Source organism: Campylobacter australis (assembly GCF_050586305.1).
Lineage (GTDB): Bacteria > Campylobacterota > Campylobacteria > Campylobacterales > Campylobacteraceae > Campylobacter_A.
Genome location: NZ_JAXUAA010000006.1, coordinates 38,775 through 62,684 on the forward strand (window position 1 = coordinate 38,775; position 23,910 = coordinate 62,684).

At 35.8% G+C, this 23,910-nt stretch carries 20 protein-coding genes; 12 read left to right on the forward strand and 8 right to left on the reverse strand.

Going from position 1 to position 23,910, the window contains the following annotated elements; translation table 11 throughout:
* Position 1: 1 nt before the first annotated feature.
* The 4 genes from U5B17_RS08125 to U5B17_RS08140 are packed head-to-tail and all read right to left on the reverse strand — an operon-like array spanning position 2 to position 3,615.
* Entirely contained in the window at positions 2 to 469 is a 468-nt protein-coding gene (locus U5B17_RS08125; protein WP_430804849.1) for a phosphatidylglycerophosphatase A family protein, read from the reverse strand.
* Positions 470 to 477: 8 nt separating this feature from the next.
* Positions 478 to 1,635 carry a sulfate adenylyltransferase gene (locus U5B17_RS08130; RefSeq protein WP_430804850.1) on the reverse strand — a complete coding sequence of 386 codons (1,158 nt, stop codon included), beginning with the start codon at positions 1,633 to 1,635 and terminating at the stop codon, positions 478 to 480.
* Positions 1,613 to 2,503, reverse strand: coding sequence for a response regulator (locus tag U5B17_RS08135; protein WP_430804851.1), 891 nt, complete (start codon positions 2,501 to 2,503; stop codon positions 1,613 to 1,615). Before U5B17_RS08135 ends, U5B17_RS08130 begins: the two co-directional genes overlap by 23 nt.
* Entirely contained in the window at positions 2,500 to 3,615 is a 1,116-nt protein-coding gene (locus U5B17_RS08140; RefSeq protein WP_430804852.1) for a bifunctional 2-C-methyl-D-erythritol 4-phosphate cytidylyltransferase/2-C-methyl-D-erythritol 2,4-cyclodiphosphate synthase, read from the reverse strand. The genes U5B17_RS08135 and U5B17_RS08140 overlap by 4 nt, the downstream gene beginning before the upstream one ends.
* Positions 3,616 to 3,769: 154 nt before the next feature.
* On the opposite strand from U5B17_RS08140, the gene thiC reads away from it, so the two are divergent.
* Positions 3,770 to 5,104 carry a phosphomethylpyrimidine synthase ThiC gene (gene thiC, locus U5B17_RS08145; protein ID WP_430804853.1) on the forward strand — a complete coding sequence of 445 codons (1,335 nt, stop codon included), beginning with the start codon at positions 3,770 to 3,772 and terminating at the stop codon, positions 5,102 to 5,104.
* A complete protein-coding gene (locus U5B17_RS08150; protein WP_430804854.1) occupies positions 5,094 to 6,194 on the forward strand; it encodes an Mrp/NBP35 family ATP-binding protein in 1,101 nt (366 codons plus the stop codon). Before thiC ends, U5B17_RS08150 begins: the two co-directional genes overlap by 11 nt.
* Before the next feature lie 47 nt (positions 6,195 to 6,241).
* On the opposite strand, the gene U5B17_RS08155 is transcribed toward U5B17_RS08150, so the two are convergent.
* Positions 6,242 to 7,000, reverse strand: coding sequence for a DUF3944 domain-containing protein (locus U5B17_RS08155; protein ID WP_430804855.1), 759 nt, complete (start codon positions 6,998 to 7,000; stop codon positions 6,242 to 6,244).
* 163 nt (positions 7,001 to 7,163) lie between these two features.
* Here U5B17_RS08155 and U5B17_RS08160 point away from each other — a divergent pair, with 163 nt between their 5' ends.
* Positions 7,164 to 7,370 carry a transcriptional regulator gene (locus tag U5B17_RS08160; RefSeq protein WP_430804856.1) on the forward strand — a complete coding sequence of 69 codons (207 nt, stop codon included), beginning with the start codon at positions 7,164 to 7,166 and terminating at the stop codon, positions 7,368 to 7,370.
* A 52-nt stretch (positions 7,371 to 7,422) separates the two neighbouring features.
* On the opposite strand, the gene msrB is transcribed toward U5B17_RS08160, so the two are convergent.
* Positions 7,423 to 8,427 (reverse strand): peptide-methionine (R)-S-oxide reductase MsrB, encoded by a 1,005-nt coding sequence (gene msrB / locus U5B17_RS08165; RefSeq protein ID WP_430804857.1) that lies wholly within the window; start codon positions 8,425 to 8,427, stop codon positions 7,423 to 7,425.
* 107 nt (positions 8,428 to 8,534) lie between these two features.
* Here msrB and U5B17_RS08170 point away from each other — a divergent pair, with 107 nt between their 5' ends.
* The 4 genes from U5B17_RS08170 (at position 8,535) to U5B17_RS08185 (ending at position 14,712) form a co-directional block, all read left to right on the forward strand.
* Entirely contained in the window at positions 8,535 to 10,598 is a 2,064-nt protein-coding gene (locus U5B17_RS08170; RefSeq protein ID WP_430804858.1) for a type I restriction-modification system subunit M, read from the forward strand.
* The gene (locus U5B17_RS08175; protein ID WP_430804859.1) at positions 10,599 to 11,330 is read left to right on the forward strand and encodes a hypothetical protein; all 732 of its coding nucleotides are present in this window, start codon (positions 10,599 to 10,601) and stop codon (positions 11,328 to 11,330) included. It abuts the gene before it with no gap.
* 10 nt (positions 11,331 to 11,340) lie between these two features.
* A complete protein-coding gene (locus tag U5B17_RS08180; protein ID WP_430804860.1) occupies positions 11,341 to 12,417 on the forward strand; it encodes a Fic family protein in 1,077 nt (358 codons plus the stop codon).
* Between the two features lie 87 nt (positions 12,418 to 12,504).
* A complete protein-coding gene (locus U5B17_RS08185; RefSeq protein ID WP_430804861.1) occupies positions 12,505 to 14,712 on the forward strand; it encodes a restriction endonuclease subunit S in 2,208 nt (735 codons plus the stop codon).
* 96 nt (positions 14,713 to 14,808) lie between these two features.
* Here U5B17_RS08185 and glmS read toward each other — a convergent pair whose 3' ends face one another.
* Together glmS and U5B17_RS08195 are read right to left on the reverse strand one after the other, a co-directional pair.
* Positions 14,809 to 16,620, reverse strand: coding sequence for a glutamine--fructose-6-phosphate transaminase (isomerizing) (gene glmS / locus U5B17_RS08190; protein WP_430804862.1), 1,812 nt, complete (start codon positions 16,618 to 16,620; stop codon positions 14,809 to 14,811).
* A 2-nt stretch (positions 16,621 to 16,622) separates the two neighbouring features.
* Positions 16,623 to 19,058: an HD domain-containing protein gene (locus tag U5B17_RS08195; protein ID WP_430804863.1), complete on the reverse strand. Its 2,436-nt coding sequence runs from the start codon at positions 19,056 to 19,058 to the stop codon at positions 16,623 to 16,625.
* A 109-nt stretch (positions 19,059 to 19,167) separates the two neighbouring features.
* Here U5B17_RS08195 and mqnE point away from each other — a divergent pair, with 109 nt between their 5' ends.
* The 5 genes from mqnE to U5B17_RS08220 are packed head-to-tail and all read left to right on the forward strand — an operon-like array spanning position 19,168 to position 23,899.
* Positions 19,168 to 20,229: an aminofutalosine synthase MqnE gene (gene mqnE, locus U5B17_RS08200; protein WP_430804864.1), complete on the forward strand. Its 1,062-nt coding sequence runs from the start codon at positions 19,168 to 19,170 to the stop codon at positions 20,227 to 20,229.
* An 11-nt stretch (positions 20,230 to 20,240) separates the two neighbouring features.
* Positions 20,241 to 21,554, forward strand: a complete 1,314-nt coding sequence (locus tag U5B17_RS08205; RefSeq protein ID WP_430804865.1) for an NCS2 family permease — start codon at positions 20,241 to 20,243, stop codon at positions 21,552 to 21,554.
* A gap of 9 nt (positions 21,555 to 21,563) precedes the next feature.
* Positions 21,564 to 22,007, forward strand: a complete 444-nt coding sequence (locus U5B17_RS08210; RefSeq protein WP_430804866.1) for a phosphoribosyltransferase — start codon at positions 21,564 to 21,566, stop codon at positions 22,005 to 22,007.
* A 6-nt stretch (positions 22,008 to 22,013) separates the two neighbouring features.
* Positions 22,014 to 23,204 carry a glycosyltransferase family 39 protein gene (locus U5B17_RS08215; protein ID WP_430804867.1) on the forward strand — a complete coding sequence of 397 codons (1,191 nt, stop codon included), beginning with the start codon at positions 22,014 to 22,016 and terminating at the stop codon, positions 23,202 to 23,204.
* 23 nt (positions 23,205 to 23,227) lie between these two features.
* The gene (locus U5B17_RS08220; protein ID WP_430804868.1) at positions 23,228 to 23,899 is read left to right on the forward strand and encodes a prepilin-type N-terminal cleavage/methylation domain-containing protein; all 672 of its coding nucleotides are present in this window, start codon (positions 23,228 to 23,230) and stop codon (positions 23,897 to 23,899) included.
* The last annotated feature ends 11 nt before the right edge of the window (positions 23,900 to 23,910 follow it).

The window sequence follows — 23,910 nt, forward strand, 5'->3', positions numbered from 1 at the left end:
TTTAAAAGCTTGCAAGGTTAAATTTAAGTAAAATACCATAAATCATTGAGCTTGCTATCCCAGCAACAAAGCCAGCCACGATGTCATCACCCATGACTCCAAGACCGCCCTTTACATCTCTATCGATCCTCCCGATAATAGATGGCTTTAAAATGTCAAAAACCCTAAAAAAGACAAGGGATAAGAGCATTTGTATCTCAGTTGCTCCACTTATCACAAACGCTAGCCATACACCAGCAACTTCATCGATGACTATCCAGCCATTATCATGCTCTCCGCTTTGCTTTTCATAAGCATTTATAACACTTATGGCGATGAGGGAGATTAGGATAGTTGCTAAAAATAGGGTGGTTGCAGAGAAAAATTTAAGTATAAAATATCCAACGATAGCCGCAGTTACTGAGCCAACAGTACCTGGTGCCTTTGGGCTAAGTCCTGCGCCAAAAAATGTTAAAAATAATTTTTGCATAAAATTCCTTATGTTAAAGATGAGGTTTGATAAAGTCTCATCAGCTCTTCGTAAAATTCTCGTTCAGTGTGTTTTTCAAGTAGTCCGGAATTTACAAAAAGTCCATGGCAAAGATCTTGTAAATTTTCAAATCTATCCTTAAAAAGTGCACCCAAAACGATAGCCGAAATATCTGGTCGCACAAGGATAGCTGGCGGCAAGATCCCTTGGAAGAGCAATGTTTTTATCACATTTGGGTTATATCGGATGTGATGGTGTGCACCGTGAGGACATGTTCGTGTGCTAACAAGCGTTTTACACTCGTTACAATACACAAGCTCAGGTAGTATGACTATCTCCATATCCTTGCGCTTTACATAGCTATCAAGTATGCTTTTTACTTGATTATGATCGTAGAATATACTAAGGCTGCTATGGTTTTGCCCTAAAACTAGTCGGTTTGAGCCAAGTCTATATGCTGCTAGGTATTCAAGTGTTGGGTTTTGGTGTGCGCTAAATAAATTTGTATTTTTAAACGGCATTACCACAACGCGATTTTCAGGAAGGTATCGCTTGATAAAGTAGTCTATTATCTCTCTTCTAAGCTCGAAATTTAGGTGCTTTTCTTGATATGTTTGAAGTAAAAATATAACAACTAAGTCGGCTTGATCAATTGTCATTCTTATTATACGCTCATGCGCTCTATTTAAGGGGTCTGCGGTTAGCATTATGGCGGTTATTTTTTTAGCATTTTGCTCTCTTTTTATCCGCTGTATCTGCTCTTTTGCCTCCCTTACTTCGCTAACAAAAAGCTCAAAATTTCCACTTATAGCAAATTTACTAAATTCGCATTTGTTTATCTGGCTGGTGTTAAAGATATTTTTTTCATATTCTGGCTTCATCTCATATATGGTTGAAATTTCTATAACCCCAACAGCTGTCCCTTCAAAAACTAGCTCTATTTGTTCTACAGCTTTAAGCTCCACTTCATCAAGCTCTTTTGGAGCAAAGATAAAGGCAAATGGCATCTCTTCGCCTGCAAGTTTACCAGTTTTTAGACACTCTCTTGCCTGCTCTTCGCTCATAAGCGCATTAAATTCTGAAAAAATCTGGTTTTTTATAAGCTCAAGCGTGCCTAAAATTTGTTTGCTGATGTTTATACTTTTACTTTTTCTTTGAAATATCATACTTTTTTCTCTTTTCCCAAAGTGATTTGCGTGAGATTCCAAGCTTTTTAGCAAGCTCAGTATCAGGGTAACGGTCTTGATAGGTGGATATGGTGTGTTTTAAATACTCATCAAGAGTCACGATACTATCCACGCTAAAGCTTTGCTCATCTTTAGCAAGCTCCATAGTTTCAAAAAGCGCACTTTGTTCAAAGTTATTTGTTGCGAGTATAACGCGCTTTTTGTAACAGGCTCCAACGATGGCTTCACGCTCATTTTCGTTGAAATTTTGTAGATTATTTATATATAACACTTCATCTTTACAAAGTCTAATCGCATTTAAAATCTCGGCTAAATTTGTTGTGTTTGCTATACTAAAAGGCAAATTTTGCTCTTTGGTAAATCTAAATACAAACTTATCTGCAAACTGAATTTTGGGTGTTTTTATAAGCAATGGAAGTTTTATTTTTTTACTTTCAAGATCTGGGATCTTAAATTTTTCAAGCGTATGTTTTATATAATTTTCTTGCGTTTGTATAAGGCTTTTCATGCGTTTGTATTCGATAAAATGGTTTATTTTACGAAGCAGCTCTTCGATCATAAACGGCTTTTGTATATAGTCGCTAGCGCCCGCTTGTATAGGTTTTTGCACGGTATCACTACTTATGTATGTTACAAAAAGTATAATGATGGTGTTTTTAAATTTTTCAATGATAGGATAAAAGTCTTGTCCGCCAAGAGTGGTTGAAAGCAAGATAATATCCGCGCTTTCGTGTTTTAATGCGTCTTTGACGCTGTTTGCTATCTCGCAGTCAAACCCAACATCTCCAAGTTTGCTGGAGATTGAGCCTGCTAGGTAAATTTCATTTTCTACTATTAAAATTTTCATACTCTTGTCCAATCAAAATACTTTAAGCTTGCACTCGCTATCACAGCTATACCCTCTTTGCGTCCGACAAATCCAAGCTTTTCTGTCGTTGTTGCTTTTACATTTATGCGGCTTGGCGTTATGTTTAGGGCATTTGCGATATTTGTCTCCATTTTTGCTTTAAATTTACTTAGTTTTGGCTGCTCTGCCATTATGGTGATGTCGGCATTTACTAGCTCAAAGCCAACATTTTGTACATTTTTATAAATTTCTTGAAGCAAAGACACCGAGCTTACACCCTTATATCTTTCGTCAGTATCAGGAAAGTGTTCGCCTATATCACCAAGCCCAGCTGCGCCAAGTATGGCATCACTTAGTGCATGAAGCGCAACATCGCCGTCGCTATGCGCCTTTAAGCCCTTTTCATGCTCTATCTTTTCGCCGCATAGCCAAAGCTCGTAGCCATCTGCAAACTCATGCACATCAAAGCCAGTTCCTGCAAACTGCTCAAAGCTTGGCGGCTGTAATTTTAGCTTTTTTAGATCTTGTGTTGTTGTGATTTTTCTAGCTTGCTCATCGCCTAAAATTTGCCATACGCTGCCACCCATTGCGCGGATAGCTGAGCTGTCATCGGTAAAAATTTGATCCGTTTTTAAGGCGTCTTTTAGAATTTGAGTCTTTGAAAGCTGGGGCGTTTGTATGAGCTTTATCTTTTCTCTATCTATCGCGTCCTCTCCAAAGTAAGCAGTATCGGAAATTTTTAGTGCAGGAATTACACAATCAGCCTGTTTTGCACCGTCTATTATTTTGCTAAAAAGCTCTTGTGTTATGATGGGGCGAGCTATATCACTTACTAAAACAAACTCAGTTTTTACTTCGCTAAGTGCGTTTTTTAGGCTTTCTTGGCGCGTCTCTCCACCAGCAATAAATTGGTAGTGTGGAGCAAATCTTGACATATATTCGCACTCTTTGCTAGCTATGATAATATCTTTAAATGTGTAAAATTTACTCAAATTCTTGGTAGCCATAAGCCAAAGTGGATCAGAGCCGATACGAAGCCATTGTTTTTTAACAGGTAGCCCAAAGCGTGTGGAGTTGCCAGCTCCAAGCATAATAAGTGTGACATCTAACATAATCAGCCTTTTATAAATGTTACGAAATTATACACTTTAAAGACTTTTATTTTCTTTATTTTTTAAAAAAATGTTTGAAAATTTTTTAGAGCGATGTTAAAGGTTATTAGAAGTTAAAATTTTGTAAAATATTTCTATTAATTTAGGGGTGATTATGAGAACAGACTGGTTAAAAAGTAGAGCAAATGACGCTACACCAACTCAGATGTATTATGCTAAAAAAGGCATTATAACGCCTGAAATGGAGTATGTGGCAAATGTTGAAAGGTTAGAGGCTCGGTTTGTGCGTGAGTGCGTGGCTGCTGGGCGGATGATAATCCCTGCAAACATAAATCATGCTAACTTAACTCCAATGGCAATCGGCATAGACGCAAAGACAAAGGTAAATGCAAATATAGGCAACTCAAGTCTTGCTAGTAACATAGATAGCGAGCTTGAAAAGCTAAATTTATGCCTTAAATATGGAGCTGATACGGTTATGGATCTATCAACTGGTGGCGATCTTGATAAGATTAGAGAAGCTATTATCCAAAATTCAACAGTTCCAATCGGTACAGTTCCGATGTATCAGATAATTCACGATGTAAAAGATGTTGAAAACTTAAGCATAGAAGTTATGCTTGAAGTACTTGAAAAACAGGCACAGCAAGGGGTTAGTTATTTTACGATACATGCTGGATTTTTGCTTAAATTTATGCCACTTATTCCAAAACGAAAAATGGGTATAGTAAGCCGTGGTGGGAGCCTTATGGCTACTTGGATGATGCACTATCATAAAGAAAATCCATTTTACGAAGCCTTTGATGAGATTTGTGATATCTGTGCTAAATACGATGTAGCACTCTCGCTTGGCGATAGTTTGCGCCCTGGCTGTTTGTATGATGCTACTGATGAGGCTCAGCTAAGTGAGCTTAAAATTTTAGGCGAACTTACGCTTCGTGCGTGGGAAAAGAATGTGCAAGTCATGGTTGAAGGTCCCGGACACGTGCCACTAAATCAGATAGAATACAATGTTAAAATTCAGCAAGAGTGGTGCCATAATGCCCCATTTTATGTGCTTGGACCACTTCCTACCGATATAGGTGCTGGATATGATCACATCACAAGTGCGATAGGTGGAGCGATGGCGGCGTATCACGGCGTGGCGATGCTTTGCTATGTGACGCCAAAAGAGCATTTAGGGCTTCCAACGGCTGCTGATGTAAGAGATGGCATTATCGCACACAAAATCGCCGCTCACTCAGCCGATGTGGCTCGTGGCAGAGCAGGAGCGATAGAGCGAGATCATGCGATGAGTGATGCGAGATGGGCGTTTGACTGGAACAAGCAGTTTGAACTTGCTCTTGATCCAGATAAGGCAAGAGAGCTTCACGATGAGAGCTTGCCTGATGATGGCTTTAAAAAGGCGGAGTTTTGCTCGATGTGTGGGCCAAAATTTTGTGCGTATAAAATTTCAAAAAATCTAATAAAGGAGAAAAATGCTAAGTAAAGAGCAAATTTTAGAGCGTTTAAAGGCGGTTATATACCCAGGTTTTGAAAAGGACATCGTGAGTTTTGGCTTTGTAAAAAATGTCGAAGCTGGCGAGAAGATAAAGATAGATGTTGAGATAGTTAGCTCAAGTGCTGATGTAGCAAATGAGTTAAGAGTTGAAATTTCTCGAGTTTTAGGTGGTGCGCAGGCGGAGATAAACATCATCCAGCCAAAAATGCCAGAGGAAAAATCAAACAGCCAAAGCGGTAAAAATATCGCTCCGCAGATTAGAAATTTCGTCATGGTAAGCTCTGGAAAAGGCGGTGTTGGCAAAAGTACAACTACGCTAAATTTAGCCATAAGCCTTGCAAAACTAGGCAAAAAAGTAGGGATTTTAGACGCTGACATTTACGGACCAAATATCCCAAGAATGCTTGGCGAAGTCGGCACTCAACCACAAGTTGTTGGCAATAAGCTAAAGCCGATTTTATCGCATGGCGTTGAGATGATGAGTATGGGTGTGCTAATGGAGGAGGGCGCTAGCCTTATATGGCGTGGTTCGATGATTATGAAAGCTATCGAGCAGCTGCTTCGTGATGTGCTTTGGAGTGAGCTTGATGTCTTGCTTCTTGATATGCCTCCGGGTACTGGTGATGCGCAGCTGACACTTGCTCAAAGTGTGCCAGTGACTGCTGGTGTGTGCGTGACAACACCACAAGTAGTGGCACTTGATGATAGTAAACGCGGACTTGATATGTTTGAAAAACTACACATCCCAATCGCTGGAATTGTTGAAAATATGAGCGGCTTCATCTGCCCTGATAACGGCAAGGAGTATGATATATTTGGCAAGGGCACGACTGCTGAACTGGCTAAAGTTTATAAGACGCAAATTTTAGCCGAAGTGCCGATAGAACCAGCCGTGAGAGTGGGTGGCGATAGTGGTAAGCCTGTGAGCTTTTACGAGCCAAATAGTGTGACTGCAAAACGCTATGAAGAGGCTGCTAGAAAGCTTTGGAAGCAGATAGAAAAGATAAATGACGACGGCGGAGCGGATAACTCTGCGATCCAGCCAGTGATGGACGGCAAGTCGGCTTGTTCGAAGTAATATAAAAAATTCCTGCCTATATATGGCAGGAATTTAGCCATTTTAAACTATTTGTTATTTTCTTTTTCAAGTAGTTTTTCGTATTTATACCTTAGTCTTAAACTAGCTATGTAATAAACTGCTGGCGTTGTAACTCTATAGGCTGGACTTGCGATGTCAAAAATAGTCCAAACAGCCATAGCTCCAGCGATTGGTCCAGATGTTAAAAATTTCAAAGATTTTGTTATTAAGGCATTTGTGGCAAATGAAAGCTTGCCAAAAATTATGCCAAAGGTTGCATTCCAAACATAATTTATTACCTTGAGTGATATTTGATAAGATTTAAAACCACCCGCTCTAAAGGCTTGTCTTACCATTAATATGGCACTATCTGTAGAAATTTTTGTAGCGTCTCTCGTTTCTATTCCTAAATCGTTCAAAAAAGCTATTTTTTGTGCGTCGTCAAGTTTATCTAATTGCACTCTTAAGCCCTGTTCTATTAAGGCTTGTTCTATCTCGTCTATTGGCAAACTTTTTAGATATTTTGCATTTTGCATTTTTAGATTTTTGCAGACATCTAGTAAAATTTCACGATACGAAACTCCACTTCCACGAAGTAAATTAAAAACTGTATTTCCACCATAATCATGTAGCTCATCGATTATTTCATCGATATACTTGCTGTGTTGCGGATTGAAGGCTTTGTATTTTTCTTTTGCTGTGAGCGTTTCGCTTATTGGATCAGTTAAAATTTTAACCAATGGCGTCAAATCCTCATCACTGATTTGTCTTAAAAAATCCAAATCCGCATCATATAGCTTACTCATTTTTTCTCCTTGTAAAAAATTGTTTAGCTAATCTTACTAATTAAACGCTTAATAAAAACTAAATATAAGTAATTATTCCTTTATAAAATAAATAATAAAGAAATAATTACTTAGTTGATAAGTCAGTGAAATTTGCATAAATTCCTTACAAAAAGGCAAATAAGTGGGAAATAATCTATCGCAAAGAGACATTGCTGGAATTTTAAAAATAGACACCAAGACATTATATAACTGGCGTAAAAATAAACCCGAGCTTTATCGCATAGTAATGCTTGGGTTTAAATTTGATGAGTTGTTAAAACAGAGTGAGAAAAATTTACAAGAGCTGCAAGAGCTCGCAAGTGAAAATCAAAAATTTAGGCTAAAGTAGTTTTATCCTAAATGGTTTTTGATAAATTTATAAATAGGGCTTGAGCCCCCATCTACTCCACAAACGGAAGTAGCTTTTTATACCCTAGTTCTCGCATTTTATCCACTGGGATAAACTCCAGTGCAGCGCCGTTTATGCAGTATCTTAAGCCTCCATTTTGAAGCGGTGCGTCATCAAATACATGCCCTAAATGTGCGTTTGCCGTGCTAGAGCGAACTTCGGTGCGCTCCATGCCGTGTGATTTATCGGCTAGATATTTTAAAGCGTCGGTTGTGATAGGCTTATAAAAGCTTGGCCAGCCACACCCTGCGTCAAATTTATCCTTCGAGCTAAAAAGCGGCACACCACTTGTGATGTCTATATAAATTCCCTTTTCGTTAAATTTATCAAACTCGCTGGTAAATGGGCGCTCGGTCGCATTTTGCTGAGTTACAGCGTAGCTTATATCGTTTAGTTTGTCTTTGAGCTCTTTTTGTGTGAGCGAAAATTTCGCCTTAAAAAGCGGCTCGTGTGCTAAATTTAGATTGATATGGCAGTAGCCACCTGGATTTTTGTCAAGATATTTTTGATGATACTCTTCAGCTAAGATATAGTGACGAAGTGGCTCTAGTTCGATTGCAAGTGGCTTTTGATGGTCTTCTTGCAAAATTTTTAAGCTAAGCCTAGCTATCTTTTCGTGGGCAGGATTGGTGTAGTAAATGCCTGTGCGATACTGCGTGCCGATATCGTTTCCTTGGCGGTTTAGGCTAGTTGGGTCAATTACTCTAAAAAAGTGAAGTAAAATTTCAGCTAAATTTATACGGTTTGCATCAAATACGATGTGCATAGTCTCAGCATGTCCGCTTTGTTTTAAGCCGTGATAATTAGCACTTTCGCTTATGCCGTTTGCATAGCCTACGCTAGTCTCAATCACTCCAAAAATCTTATCAAAATATCCTTGCATACCCCAAAAGCATCCACCTGCTAGGTAAATCTCGTCTCTCATCTGCTCTCCTTTTTGATTAGCGTTTGCAAAAACAAGCAAAACACAAAGTGATAAAATTTTAAAAATTTGCATGTTTTCCCCTTAAAATTTTTTCGTAAATTTTAGCAAAAAATACCTAAAATTACGAAAATTAAGACAAATAAGATTATAATATTATAAAATTTATAAGGTAAAAATATATGAAAATAGATGAAATTTTAAAAAATAGCAACCATAAGCTTGATTTATTTACAAAAGAATGTATCGATAGGTTAGAAAATAAAATTTTTACTAAAACTGACAAAAACGGCAAAATTTCATACCATACAACATGTTTAATTCGCAATAAAGAGATTAGGCTTACTCCTGAAGAAATCATCCGTCAGCTTTATTTGGATAAACTAATTAACGAATATGGGTATCTTAAAAACCGCATACAATTAGAATATCCAGTGCATTTTGGACGTGAAGTCAAACGAGCTGATATTGTTATTTTTGACGCATTGCAAATCACTGCACCTTATATCATCATAGAACTTAAAAAGCCCAAAGCAAAAGACGGCAAAGAGCAACTTAAAAGTTATTGCAATTCCACAGGGGCGACCATCGCGGTTTGGAGCAATGGCGAAGTAATAGCTTATTATCACCGCAAAGACCCAAATTATTTCGAGCCAATTCCAAATATTCCGCAAAGTGGCAAAAGCCTAAAAGATGTCTTAAAACAAGACTTTACATTTGATGATTTAAAAAATGCCGACAAACTGCAAACACAAAAAACTACGCTTAAAAACATTGTATTGGATATGGAAGACGAAGTTTTAGCCAATGCAGGGGTTGATGTATTTGAAGAAGTTTTTAAATTGATTTTTATTAAATTATTTGACGAATTAGAAGGTGCAAGAGATAAATCACGCAATTTAGAATTTAAAAATTACGGCGAAAGCGACGGCGAACTCAAACAAAAAATAGAAAACCTATTTAACAAAGCCAAGAAAAAATGGGAGGGCGTTTTTGCAGGTGATGACAAAATCAAGCTATCTCCGTCGCATTTAAGCATTTGTGTAGCGTCATTAGAAAGCATTAAATTATTCAATTCAAATTTAGAAGTCATCGATGACGCATTTGAATATTTAGTCAATAAATCAGCCAAAGGCGAAAAAGGGCAGTATTTCACACCCCGTTATGTGATTGATATGTGCGTAAAAATGCTAAACCCAAAACCCAATGAAACTATGATAGACACCGCCAGTGGCAGTTGTGGTTTTCCGATACACACTTGTTTTTATGTATGGAAAAGCATTTACAAAAACAAAGGTCTAGAAGCATCTGATTTATTTACCGCCGAAAAGAAAATCCCCGAATGCGAAGATTATGTCAAAGAAAAAGTCTTTGGCATAGATTTTGACGAAAAAAGTGTGCGAGTATCTAAAATGCTAAATTTAATCGCAGGCGACGGGCATACAAATGTTTTGTATCTAAATTCTATTGATTATGCTCGTTGGGATGAATTTACCAAAGACGAAGAGTGGGAAGATGTTTATTTTGAGGGCTTTAAACGCCTTAAAAATCTGCGTTCAACCAAAAACGAAAACCGAGATTTTGAATTTGACATTTTAATGGCAAATCCGCCGTTTGCAGGAGATATTAAAGAGCCACGCATACTTCATGCTTACGAACTTGGCAAAAATGCAAATGGTAAATGGCAACAAAAAGTTGGACGAGACATACTATTTATCGAACGCAACCTAAATATGCTTAAATCTGGCGGTAGAATGGCGATTGTCTTGCCGCAAGGTAGATTTAACAACTCAAGTGATAAGTATATTCGCGAATTTATCAGCGAACACGCACGAATTTTAGCGGTTGTAGGGCTTCACGGCAATGTATTTAAGCCGCACACAGGTACCAAAACAAGTGTTTTATTTGTGCAAAAATGGGACGATAAGCTCTGTCCTAAGGCAGATGATTACAACATATTTTTTGCCACGATGAGCGAACCAAGCAAGGATAATTCAGGTGATAAAATTTACTACCCATTGCAAGACACGCACGAGCACTGGATTGTAAAGCATGACCTGTTTAATCCACGCATGGCAGGAGATGAACCTATTCGCCAAAAAGATGAAAGTGATGAAGAATTTAATCAGCGTTTGATTAAGTATCAAGACAATGTCCAAAAATACGCCGAATTTGATAAAGATGGCATAGCCGAAGCTTTTATCGAATTTGCCAAAGCCGAAAATTTGAGTTTTTGGAGAGAATAAATGAATGGGCAATTAAAAGAATATAAAGAGCAAATGGAAATAGATTATTTTGCCTATTTTGCAAAGGCTTATTTTGCTTTTAATTGCTATTTAAAAGATAAATTTTCTGACTGCACAGCAGATAGAGATAAAATAGACGAAATGAAAAGAGCAAATTATTTTTCAATATTCAAAAGATTATTAGAAGAAAATTTATTTATTCAAAATTTGAGTGAATTAAAAAATCAACTATCTAGTAGATTGATTACAAATAATAAAGAACCAGTATATTTTGAATATGTTAAAATCAAATCTTTTACTAATAGAATTATTTGCAATAATGAAACATATAGGAGAGTAAAATATTTTATAAAAATAACAGACAATGGGCGGATTATTGCAAAAATCAACAATGAAGAAGAAAATAAAATAGATTGTATTTATGATGATTTTAACAATAAATTAAATAGTTCTGTATTTTCAAAAACACAAAAAGAAAGAATACAATCAATTATAAAAGAAGAAATAGAAAGTTATGTCAAAGATATAACACCATTGATAACAAAACTATTAACAAACAAAACTTTAACTGATGATGAAATAAAAGATATTTACCGAGCATTTGTTGAAATAATCTATTCAATGAGAAATGCTTTATTCCATAGTGAAATAAACCCAGAAAACACAGAAACCAAACAAGCGTATGAGAAAGCATACTGGCTTTTACGAGAATTTGTAAGAATACTTAGTTAAAGGAGATTATATGAAAGAATTTATTCCACAAGAGTTACCTGTAAATTTTGAAATAACTCCAAAAATTTATAAAGCTTTAAATAATGCCTCAAGAAAATTAGGTGAATTAAATGGTTTTATTAGAACTATACCAAATCAAGATATTTTAATCAACTCATTGGTTTTACAAGAAGCCAAAGATTCTAATGCGATTGAAAATATTATTACAACTCACGATGAACTTTTTTTAGCCCAAATTGATGAAGCTAAAATTACACAATCTGCAAAAGAAGTAATTAATTACGAAGCTGCACTTAAAAAGGGTTATGCTTTGATAAAAAAGGAAAAATTATTTTTAAATCGCCATATTTTAGAAATTCAAAGACGATTAGAACGCCATTCCGCAGGATTTCGAACGCAAAGTGGGACGACGCTTAAAAACCCAGCCACAGGTGAAATTAAGCATATTCCACCGCAAAATAATGCTGATATACTTCGCTTAATGTCAAATTTAGAAAAATATATAAATGATGAATTAGACGATTTAGACCCACTAATTAGACTTGCTATTATTCACTATCAGTTTGAAACCATACACCCATTTTATGACGGTAACGGTAGAACTGGCCGTATAATAAATGTATTGTATCTTACATACAAAGGTCTTTTGGATTTGCCTATTTTATATCTTAGTGCATATATTATAAAAAACAAATCCAAATATTATCATTTATTAGAACAAGTAAGTAAAAATTCAAATTGGAATGACTGGATAGAATATATTTTAAAAGGTATTGAGCAAACTTCTATTGCTTCGGTAAATTTAATAAAAAGTATAGACAAAGCTATGTCGGATCTTAGTAGTCTTTTGCAAAATAAATCACCAGAAATTTATAGTAAGGATTTTGTAGAATTATTGTTCGCTTATCCATATACAAAAATCGAATCTGTGAAAAATAAACTAGGTATTTCAAGGCAAACTGCTTCTAAATATCTAAGAATATGCGAAAATTTAGAAGAATTTCGCTGTGTAAAACTTGGCAGAATAAATTATTTTGTTAATATTCATTTATTTGAAATTTTAAGAAAGGGATTGATTATAAAATAATATGTTAAAAAAAATCAAAATTTTTAACATATTATAAAATTATGTTAAAAATAACATAATTTTTAACATATAAAAAAGGACTAAAAAATGACTTCAAATTTAAACCAAACATTGCAAAATAAATATCCAAATTTGGATATACACATTTCAAATTTTCAGAGTATAGACAAAGAATATTTGATTTTTGGCTCTGATTTTAATGGCAAATCAAGAGAATTATCTCTAAATTCTATAAATTCCAATAAAAAAGTAATTGATTTTTTTGATTTAATTTCAAAAACTTTTAAATATACAAATGAAAAATCTTTTGTATATGATTTAACACATTCTTTGGGAAATTTTTTACAAGATACGGAATTGAGCAATGATTTAGGAAGTGGTAAAAAATTAGCGATAGAAAATGATTTTGTAATATCAAGATTGCGTTCGTATTTGCAAGAAATAGCGGTAGTTCAACCAAAAAAACACAAACAATTTTTTTCAACAGAATATTTAATATATCGTCCTAAAACAGACAAAATATCTGCAAATACATTGTTGGCTTTTTCTCTTTCAAAGCCTGTTCAGAATATTTTGAATAAAAGTCAATATGGAACAGAACACCCGAGATTTTATGAATTTGTATTTAATGAAATGCCAATACCAAATTCAATATTTGCATTAAATAACGAAATAGATGAAATAATGAAAAATGCTTACGAATGTTTAGAGCAGTCCAAAGACCTTTACCGACAAGCGGAAATTTTGCTATATGAAGAGATTGGACTTGATCCGAACGACCCATTATTAAGTATTCAACCTTTGTCAAATAGACTAAATGTTTCCGTGCAAACACTTAAACAAAGCTTCCTTGCTACAGGTAGATTAGATAGCGAATATTATCAGCAAAAATATGACGATATAGAAAACTTAATCAAAAATTATCGTGGCGGATATTTTAGTTTTGATGATACAGAGATTAAAGATAGAAAATTTATACCAAAAGATGATGAATTTTATAAATATATCGAGCTTGCAAACATATCAAGCAATGGAAATATAAACGAATCAGAGTTACAAAATGGTAAAAATTTACCGAGCCGTGCCAGAAGACTTGTAAAAAATGGAGATTTGATTGTTTCATCTGTTGAAGGCTCGTTTTCTAGTTGTGCCATAATTACAAAAGAATTTGACGGATATATCGTATCTACTGGATTTTATGTTATAAAATCAGCAAGAATAAATTCCGAAACGCTTCTTGTCTTATTTAAAAGCAAATTTTTTCAAGATTATTTAAAAAAATTTTCAAACGGAACAATACTAACGGCAATTTCAAAAGATGAATTTAAAAATCTTTTAATCCCAAAATTTTCTTTAAAAATCCAAGAAAGTATCGCTAAAAATTTACAAAAAAGTTTTGATTTAATAAGTGAAGCTAAAAATTTACTCAAAAACGCAAAAGAAATGGTTGAAAATTCAATAATCGTGGGGGGGGGGGTAACTCCTAGATACTTATTTGCAGAAGTTAAAATATTGCTTAAAAAGGCTAGATATTTTTATCGTCTTGCGACTTGGCAAATTTATGAAGAGCTATTTTTTGCGCCGAGCTATGATAAATTTTCACATTTAAACATAAATACGCGTTCGCTAAGCCAAAGTCTAAATGCCACAGGCAGATTAGATAGCGAATATTATCAGCAAAAATATGATTTAATGGAAAAACAAATTAAGAAAAATGGATTTAAAACATTAGAAGAAATTTGTTCTCTGATTAATTATGGTTCTGTGCCGACAAGTCCTTATTCTGAAACAGATACAGGTGTTCCCTATATCAAAGGATTAAATTTGAAAAATTTACAAATAGACGAAACCAAACTTGACCGAATAACAAATACCGAAGATTTAAACAGTCGATTTTTTACAAAAGAAAATGATATTGTCATTTCTCAAATGGGAACTGTTGGTGATGTTGGTGTTGTATCAAAAGAGCAAGAAAATTATATTTTTGCTTCATTTACGATTAGGGTTCGTTTGAAAAATATTGATGAGTTTAATCCCTATTTTGTGGCTTTGTATATTCAAAATATTGCGAAAGAATGGTATTTGTATCGTAATATTGCCCAAGCCAGTGTTAGACAAAATACCGATTTACCAACAATTAAAAATTTGTATGTTCCGTTAATTTCGTACGAAAAACAAACCCAAATTGCCGAAAAAATAAAACAATCCTTTACCCTACGCAACAAGGCAAGCGAACTTTTGCAACAAGCCAAATCCAAAGTAGAAACCGCCATAGAGCAGAGTTTGGCTATTTAAAAGTGTAAAATTCGATAAATAGACAACGGCAGATAAAATGGTAAATTTTTATAAATTTATGTTTTGGTGTATTTAGGGCTGAAGCTCAGCCCTGTTTTACTCTACCGTTACGCTTTTGGCAAGATTTCGTGGCATATCGACATTGTTTCCAAGTCGCACTGAAATCTCAAGTGCGAAAATTTGAAGTATTATCATCATCTCGAAAAACTCAGCCATCGGATGTGTTTGAACGCTCGTTTTTATAAAGTCATCGCTTAGCTCAAACTCCTCCGGGCTTATCGCAAGTATATATGCGTCGCGAGCGGCAAGCTCTTCGACATTGCTTTTAACCTTGTCATAAAGGCTTGTTTTTGGCATAAGTGCGATGGTAAAAAGTCTCTCATCAGCAAGAGCAATAGGTCCGTGCTTCATCTCGCCGCTTGGATAGCCCTCTGCGTGCAGGTATGAAATTTCTTTTAATTTAAGTGCTCCTTCAAGTGCGAGTGGGTAGAAAATGTCGCGTCCTATGAAGAAAAATCCGTGTCCATGTAGGTAGTGTTTGCTTAGGCGATGGATTTTTTCTTGTAAATTTGTGTTGATATTTAGGATTTGTGGGATGTGAAGTAGGGCTTTTAGCTCATTTTCAAGCTCGGTTTTGCTAATACTTGCCTTTGCCTTTGCCATTTGTAAAACCAGCATCCAAAGCGTAACAACCTGCGTTGCAAATGCCTTTGTAGAAGCCACGCCCTTTTCGATACCGGCGCGTGTTAGTAGCGTGGTGTCTGCTAATCGCACGATCGAGCTGTTATCGACATTGCAGATGGCTAGGGTTTTTAATCCTGCGTTTTTGGCGATTTTTAGGGCTTCTAGTGTGTCTGCTGTCTCGCCGCTTTGGCTGATGACGATAAAAAGTGCGTTTGGATTTAGTTTTGGGCTTCGGTAGCGAAATTCGCTTGCGATCTCGACCTTGGCTCTGGTGTCGGCAAGTCGCTCAAACAGATACGAAGCGGCAAGGGCTGCGTGATAGCTCGTGCCACACGCACAAAGCACGATGTCATCAATCTCTTTTAAATACTCATCGTCTAAATTTTCAAGCTTTATCCTGTCATCTTTTACGCGTCCCATTATACACTCGGCTACGACGGTGCTTTGCTCGTAAATTTCTTTCTCCATGAAAAATTTATAGCCTTCTTTTTGTGCGTAGCTTTTATCTTGCGGAAGTGCTACAAAGCTTGGCGTTACGGCTTTGCTATCTGTGTAGGCGTAAATTTCCTTTTCGGTTATAAAGCCGTAGCTTTTATCATCTAGGTAGGCGACTTCACTTGCAACGCCGATAAGTGCAGCGTCAGACGAGGCAAACATCAGTCCGCCGTCATTTGCTTTTGCGATAGCCATCGGTGCAGCATCTTTTGCAAAGAAAATTTTATTTGGCTCAGTTTTTGTTATCAAAAGTGTTGCGTAAGCTCCGTGAAGGCGCCTAATCGTCGCTTCGTATGCCTTAAATGCTTCGCCGTGAGTTTTTAAGTTTTCTTCAAAAAGATGAACGATGACTTCGGTGTCTGTTTGGCTTAGAAATTTCACACCCTTTGCTTCAAGCTCGGCTTTTAGCTCGGCGTAGTTTTCTATAATGCCGTTATGCACGACAAATGAGTGCTCACCAAGGTGCGGGTGGGCGTTTATCTCAGTTGGTTTGCCATGCGTTGCCCATCTGGTGTGACCGATCGCCACACCAAAGCCATCTGAGCTAAACTCCTTTGTCTTTTGGGCTAAATTTTCAAGCTTTCCAACCGCTTTAAAATACTCAATGCTCTCTCCGTGCATTACAGCTATACCAGCGCTGTCGTAGCCGCGGTATTCAAGCTCTTTAAGTCCGCCTAGTATGACGCTCTTTTTTTCGTTATTTCCGATGTATCCGACTATTCCACACATTTTTACTCACTTGTTATTTGATTTAAAATTTTACCCCAATTATAACACAAACTATCGTCTTTACTTATTAAAAGCAGGTTTCTTGTGCGATTTTTTATAGTTTGTATGCGAGCGCTTGCGATATTTGCGCTATTTTTTGCTAAAATTCCCATCACATGAGCCATAAGCCCTCGTTGATCTTTTGCGTTTATGTTAAGTTTTGCATACTCTTGAGAGTGATTTAGGTCAAACGCTAGCTCATCTTTTGAGATGACTATCTTTTTACCTTTTGGCTCATCTTTGCTTTGCAAAGCCGTTTTTGCAGTGTTTTCAAGCTCCTTTAGTTCGGCAGTTTTGGCGTTTTTATTAAACTCAAGTTTTATGTAAAATTTGTGCTCAAAAAGCTCAAATATCTCCATATATGCAAGGTCAAAATTTGCTAGATTAAAAAGAAGCATAGCTAAGTTTACACGCTCATTTGAGATGATTATAAGGCTTAAATTCTGCTTATTTTTAAGTTCAACATAGAGATTTTTGATATCATTTGCTAGCTTTGCTAGCTCGATGATCTCACTGGCCGAGTATTTTGCAAATAATAAATTTGAAGTTATCTTAAAAATTTTATCTTTTAACTCATCTTTTAAAGTCAAAAACTCATCATTTCTGCGTATGCTTTGCTCTTTTTTAACCCTTCTTGTTGCTTCATCAAGCAGACCTTCATCTTCAAAACTCTCTAGTGAAATCTCATAAAGTTCATGTAAAAGTTTTGCTGTATAGTTGTTGTAAAGACTCTCGTCGGTAGCATTCATTACGCAGTATGTAAGGATATATAGTAGTTTTAAAGCTTGCTTTTCGCCCAAATTTGAGATAAAGCTAAATATTATGCGTTGCGAGTATATATCCTCTCTGTTTGCCACATTTGCCATAAGAGTGTGGTGTTTTATCAGCGTGACACCCATATTTACGGCTTCACTGCTAAGTTCTAGTTTGTTTGCATATGCCCTAAAGATATTTGATCCAACACTGCTATGCTCGCCTGCAAGCCCCTTTCCAACATCATGCATAAGCGTAACAAGCTTTAACATTAACTTGCCCTGCATACAAAGATCGGCATAGAGAGATTTTATAAATTTATCTTTTATATTTTCTAAAAATTTTACACTCAAAACGCTGTGCTCATCGACGCTAAATTTGTGATAGCCATCGTACTCGCCAAGCCCTATAATGTGCTCTAGTGGCTTGATAATAAGTCCAAGAACATCGGCATCAAGTAGTGCTTTTAAAATACAATGTGAGTTATTGCGTAAAAATAGTTTTTTTAACTCACTAGCAATGCTATCTAGCTCATCTTTGTTAAATTTTAGTCTTTTTATGTAAAAAATAGCACTTATATCAAATTTTAGCTCTATGTCTCTAAGTTCATTTAGCTCGCTAAGTAGCTGTTTTAGGTTTGTTGGAGTTTTGTGAAGTGATGAGAATATAAAGTTTTGTATCTGATAAAAGCCACTATTTTGGCGGGCAATTTTTTTCTCATTTAAGCTTAGTTTATTTGAGTTTTCTCTAGTGATTACTGCTGCACAAAAACGCACAAAAGTACCGATATTTAGCATAGAATTTAGCATCTTTTGGCTCATGACACCCTCTGTATCTAGACTTTTTTTGCTCTTTGTTTGAAGTAGTTGCGTTACACTATTAACACACTCTGCACTAAATTTATCGCTGTTTTGGGTCAAATTTAAGGCTGAGCGTAGGCTTAAAAGAAAGTCAGTGTTTAGATTAAATTGGCTTATTTGTTTTTCGTTTATAAACTCAAGAGAGCTTAGACGAGCATTGTTTTCGCTATTTTTAGTTGCCAAAATGCAGTTAAAGTGCCAAATTTCGTTAAGTCCGCCAAAGTCAGCTTTTATGTCTGGAGTTTGGTTTAGCGGTTTTGAAATTTCAAATGGCATCAAGGCTTTTGCGTGGTAGCTTAAAAGTTCATCTTTTTTGTACTCTTTTGTACGGCTTATCTCATCTCTAACACCCTTATATAGGGTTTTTGAGCCACAAATATAGCGTACCATACAAAGAGAGCTTTTGGCTTTTATATCATCTTTGTAGGTGTAAAAAATTTCATCTATCTCATGAGATTTTATTTTTAGATTTAAATTTAGCGTCTCAAGCTCGTTACTTAGGGCTTTTATAAAGGTTTTTGTGTTGTAGCCTTGAGTATTTTTGTAGGTAATTAAAATTTCAAGCTTTGAGTTTATACTGATAAGGTTTTGTGCGAATTTTCCGCTTGCTAGAAGGCTTACTGGGAAATTTTCAGCACTTGGCATAAAGTTTTCAAAAAACTCTGCCATCAGCTTAGAAAAAACTTCTTGAAGTTGTTCCTCGATATTTTTTGTTAGAAAATTTACAAAATTTCTGCCCTGCGTTTTTTGCAGTTGCTTAGAAAATTTTTTATCATTTTGAACCATATTTAGCCACTTTTGTTAAAAATTTTTACCAATAATACTAAAATTTTGCTAAATTTAAAACTCATTTTAATATAATCTCCAAATTAGTTTTATAAAAGTGGGAAGAAATTTGAATATATTACAAAAACTAGAAAATGGCGTTAGACTTGAGGCAAGTGATGCGCTTTTGCTTTATGATCTTGAACTTTTTGAACTTGGTAAATTTGCATTTAAAAAACGCAGTGAGCTTTATAAAAACAAGGTCTTTTTTAACTCAAATCGTCATATAAATCCAACAAATATCTGTGCTGATGTGTGCAAATTTTGTGCTTTTTCAGCCCATAGGAAAAATCCAAATCCATACAAAATGAGCCATGATGAGATCATGAAAGTTGTTGATGAGAGCGTGCAAAATGGAGCTGATGAGATACATATAGTCTCTGCGCACAATGCTGATAGCTCGTGGCAGTGGTATCTTGGGATTTTTAAAAAAATAAAAGAGAAGTATCCAAATTTGCATGTTAAGGCGATGACTGCGGCTGAGGTTGATTTTATCTCGCGTAAATTTCAGATGAGCTACGATGAGGTCATCGATAAGATGCTAGAATACGGCGTTGATAGCATGCCGGGCGGTGGGGCGGAAATTTTTGACGAGAGCGTGAGGGCTAAAATTTGCAAAGGCAAAGTAAGCAGTGAAAACTGGCTTAAGATACATGAAAAATGGCACAAAAAAGGTAAATTTAGTAATGCTACTATGCTTTTTGGACATATCGAAAGTAGAGAACATCGTATTGATCATATGCTTAGGATTAGGACTTTGCAGGATCAAACTCATGGCTTTAATGCCTTTATACCGCTTGTTTATCAAAGAGAAAATAACTACTTAAAAGATGTTAAAATTCTAGGCTCGGTGGAAATTTTAAAAACTATTGCTATCTCGCGTTTAGTGCTCGATAATGTAGCGCATATTAAGGCCTATTGGGCTACTTCGACACTAAATTTAGCGATGATAGCTCAGGAATTTGGCGCAGATGATCTTGACGGAACGATACAAAAAGAGAGTATACAAAGCGCTGCTGGTGCGGCAAGTGCAAATGGTGTAAGCCTAAAGGATTTTTGCGATCTTATAAAAAGCTCAGGCTATGTACCAGTACTTCGTGATAGCCTTTATAACGAACTTAAAATTTACTAAAAGGAGAAAAGTTGGATTATTTTAAACTCAAAGAGCATCAAACGAGTGTGAAACAAGAATTTAACGCTGGTTTGACGACATTTTTAGCGATGGTTTATATCGTGCCAGTAAATGCCATCATAATGAGTAAAACTGGCATGCCCATTGATGCATTAATCAGCGCAACAGCTCTTATTACAGTTATCTCAACTGTTTTAAATGGACTTTGGTCAAATACGCCAGTTGCTATGAGTGTTGGAATGGGGCTAAATGCTTATTTTACATTTGGACTTGTACTAGGCATGCAAGTGCCGTGGCAGACAGCTCTTGGCGTTGTATTTTTGTCAGGAATTTTGTTTGTGGCGCTATCATTTACAAATTTTCGTGTTTGGGTTATAAAGGCTATACCACTTGATCTTCGTCGAGCCATAAGTGCTGGTATAGGCACTTTTATAAGTTTTGTTGGGCTTCAGCAAATGGGTTTGATAGTAAATAATGATGCTGTTTTGGTTGGGCTTGGAAATTTAAAAGACAGTAATGTTTTGCTTGGAGTTTTTGGGCTTGTGCTTGTTATAGCGTTTTGGGCGTATAAAATAAAGGGGGCTTTTATACTTGCTGTTTTTGCAACTTCGATGGTTGCTTGGATTTTTGGTATCGCGCCGTATCCTACTGAAATTTTCTCTCTTACAACATCGTTTGCGCCGATATTTTTAGAGCTTGATGTAAAAGGCGTACTCTTTGATGCCGCTGGAGATTTCACTCTTGCATTGCTACCAGTTGTTTTAGTCTTTTTGGTTACTGATCTTTTTGACTCAGTTGGAACGCTAACTGGTATAGGAACTAGGGCCGGAATATTTGATGATAGTAAAATAGAGGGCTCGTCTAAGCTTCAAAAGACTTTAGAGGTTGATGCTGTGGCTACGGTAACTGGCTCGCTAATGGGTGTAAGCACAACGACCGCATTTGTTGAAAGCACAAGTGGTGTTGAGCAGGGTGGCAGGACCGGACTCACAGCTATTTTTTGTGGTCTTTTGTTTGGACTTACGCTATTTATGTTGCCACTATTTAAGGCTATACCGTCAAATGCTATATATCCAGTGCTTGTGATGGTTGGTGTGCTTATGTTTTCAGAAGTTAGTAGAATAAATTTTGAAGACTCGGCCACAACGATAGCTACATTTTTTATAGTTACTTTAATGCCTCTTACTTACTCTATCACAAATGGCTTGGCTGCAGGCTTCTTGGCGTATTTGGTTGTAAGGATAATAAAACGCGAATGGAATGAGGTAAATTTAGGAGTTGGTGTGCTTGCGGCGATAAGTTTTGTTGTATTTTTAGTTCATTAAGGGGGAGAAGTGATATATTATTCATACGAAGAATTTGCTGTTGATGTAGAGAATATGGCTAGACGGATAAGGGGTGAATTTGCACCTGAAGCATTGGTAGCAATAGCTCGTGGTGGACTTACTTTGGGGCACTCACTGGCTGTTGCTTTGGAAAATAGAAACCTCTTTGCATTAAATTCCATCCACTATGATGATACAAACAAACTTGATACTATTGATGTTTTTAATATTCCTGATTTATCAAAATTTAATAGTATTTTGTTGATTGATGATATAATAGACAGTGGTGAGAGTATGGTCGAGATAAAACGCAGACTACTTTTGTTATATCCAAATTTGCAAATAAAAGTAGCAACTGTTTTTTATAAGTCAAAAGCATTAATGCAGCCTGATTATAGCGTCAAAGAGGCGACTGAGTGGGTCGAGTTTTTTTGGGATATAAAGATAAAGTAGATACAAATGAGTAGTGAAAAATGGCAGAGTATAGTAAAAGATAAGTATAAATTTTTAGTACTTATCTGCCTTTTTGATCTTGTTTTTTTACTCATTTGTGCTAAATTTTTAAGCATAAGCTACTATGAGGCAGCGATATATTTTAACAAAAACGATGCCATAGGTTATGTGGTGAGAGCCAGTGCGACACTCTTTGGACAAAACGACTTTGCTCTTCGTTTGCCGATTGTAATTTTGCACTTTATAAGCATTTTGCTTATATATAAACTTAGTAAATTTTATCTAAAAAATAGCACGGACAGGCTAGCTAGTGTTGCGGTTTTTATCTTGCTTCCTGGCACTCTAGCCAGTGCTCTTATCGTAAATAACGCCGCTCTTTGCGTTTGCGTAGTGCTTTTGCTTTTATATCTTTTTCATTTAAATTTAAAGTTAGCTTTTTATATTGTTCTTGCTTTATCATTTTTTTTAAATGGCGATTTTTTGGTAGTTTACGCTGCTTTTTTTATTTATGGTGTAAGTAAAAAAGACCCTCATCTTATTTGGAGTAGCGCGCTCTTATTCTTAGCTACTTTTTATATCTTTGGCTTTGACACTGGTGGGCATCCAAGTGGACACTTTGCTGATACTTTTGGTATTTTTGCTGCGGTTTTTTCACCATTTGTATTTTTTTATTTTATCTATACTATCTATAGAATTTGGGTTAAGGAGGTCAAAAGTCCTCTTTGGTTTGTCTGCGTAGGTGTGTTTTGTTTTTGTATGGTGCTTTCATTAAGGCAAAAGCTAGAACTTGAGGAATTTTTACCTTTTTGCGTGATTTCTACGCCCTTAATGGTAAAGATGTTTCTTTCAAACTATAGAGTTAGGTTGCCTAAATTTCGTGGGCGTTATAATACTTTAGCTGGTTTTTTACTGATAAGCCTTTTGCTTAATTATCTTGCGATAGTCTTAAATCCTATTTTTTATAATTTTTTAGATGAGCCAAAAGATCATTTTGCCTATAAATTTCAAGGAGCAAAAGAGCTTGCAAAGGCTTTGAAAAAAGCTGGATATTTATTGGTTGATACAGATGATAAAGAGGCTTTAAGGTTAAAATTTTATGGTATCTTAGATGGCGATAAAAAACTTATTTTAGATGAAAGCGGCGATATAGTGGTAGAAATTTTTGGAAAAAAGGTTGCAAGCTATAGCTTAAAATAGCCATGAAAAGGGCATTTTCTTTTTTGGGAATAGTGCTTATTATAGTCATAATAGGTATATTAACAACAATTTCTCTACCAAAACTTAAAGTTTCATCAGAAAAATTTTTAGCTGAACAAATTTTGATGCACCTTAGATATACCCAACAGCTTGCTATGCAAGATAGTAAGTTTAATCTTGGCGAAAACTGGCAAAAAAAGCGCTGGACTTTAGTTTTTGCAAACACTAAGCTAAGCACAAAAAGCTGCAATATCGATAGTGATAGAAGTTGGAAATACAGCATTTATTGGGATAATTCGATAAGTGGAAATCTAAATTCAAAACAAGAAGTCGCCAGAAATCCATTAAAAACCCATATGTATTTAAGCCCTGGATGGAGTGGAATTTCGTCTAGCGACTGTAAATTTATAAGTCCAGAACTAAATATAGGCAAAAAATATGGCGTGAGAAATGTTGTTTTGGAGGGCGGATGTAAAGGTGGTTTGTCAATTAGTTTTGATGAGTTTGGCAGACCTATGATGGTTGTAAGTACCACTACTGGAGGCGGTGCCAAAAGAGGATATGATAGACTTTTAAAAGAGGATTGTAGGATAAATATAATAACATCAGATGCTCAAATTTTAATAAATATTAACCACAGAACTGGTTTTACATGCGCAATAGACCAAGAAACTAAAAAATGCAAAATGGATTAAAAATACTTCTA

Excerpts from the sequence above, each read along its gene's own strand:
- U5B17_RS08125 (WP_430804849.1), bottom strand. The coding sequence starts at position 469 with ATGCAAAAATTATTTTTAACATTTTTTGGCGCAGGACTTAGCCCAAAG.
- glmS (WP_430804862.1), bottom strand. The coding sequence starts at position 16,620 with ATGTGTGGAATAGTCGGATACATCGGAAATAACGAAAAAAAGAGCGTC.
- thiC (WP_430804853.1), top strand. The coding sequence starts at position 3,770 with ATGAGAACAGACTGGTTAAAAAGTAGAGCAAATGACGCTACACCAACT.
- U5B17_RS08215 (WP_430804867.1), top strand. The coding sequence starts at position 22,014 with ATGAGTAGTGAAAAATGGCAGAGTATAGTAAAAGATAAGTATAAATTT.
- U5B17_RS08130 (WP_430804850.1), bottom strand. The coding sequence starts at position 1,635 with ATGATATTTCAAAGAAAAAGTAAAAGTATAAACATCAGCAAACAAATT.
- U5B17_RS08170 (WP_430804858.1), top strand. The coding sequence starts at position 8,535 with ATGAAAATAGATGAAATTTTAAAAAATAGCAACCATAAGCTTGATTTA.
- U5B17_RS08180 (WP_430804860.1), top strand. The coding sequence starts at position 11,341 with ATGAAAGAATTTATTCCACAAGAGTTACCTGTAAATTTTGAAATAACT.
- U5B17_RS08140 (WP_430804852.1), bottom strand. The coding sequence starts at position 3,615 with ATGTTAGATGTCACACTTATTATGCTTGGAGCTGGCAACTCCACACGC.
- U5B17_RS08185 (WP_430804861.1), top strand. The coding sequence starts at position 12,505 with ATGACTTCAAATTTAAACCAAACATTGCAAAATAAATATCCAAATTTG.
- msrB (WP_430804857.1), bottom strand. The coding sequence starts at position 8,427 with ATGCAAATTTTTAAAATTTTATCACTTTGTGTTTTGCTTGTTTTTGCA.
- U5B17_RS08135 (WP_430804851.1), bottom strand. The coding sequence starts at position 2,503 with ATGAAAATTTTAATAGTAGAAAATGAAATTTACCTAGCAGGCTCAATC.
- U5B17_RS08175 (WP_430804859.1), top strand. The coding sequence starts at position 10,599 with ATGAATGGGCAATTAAAAGAATATAAAGAGCAAATGGAAATAGATTAT.
- U5B17_RS08195 (WP_430804863.1), bottom strand. The coding sequence starts at position 19,058 with ATGGTTCAAAATGATAAAAAATTTTCTAAGCAACTGCAAAAAACGCAG.
- U5B17_RS08150 (WP_430804854.1), top strand. The coding sequence starts at position 5,094 with ATGCTAAGTAAAGAGCAAATTTTAGAGCGTTTAAAGGCGGTTATATAC.
- U5B17_RS08155 (WP_430804855.1), bottom strand. The coding sequence starts at position 7,000 with ATGAGTAAGCTATATGATGCGGATTTGGATTTTTTAAGACAAATCAGT.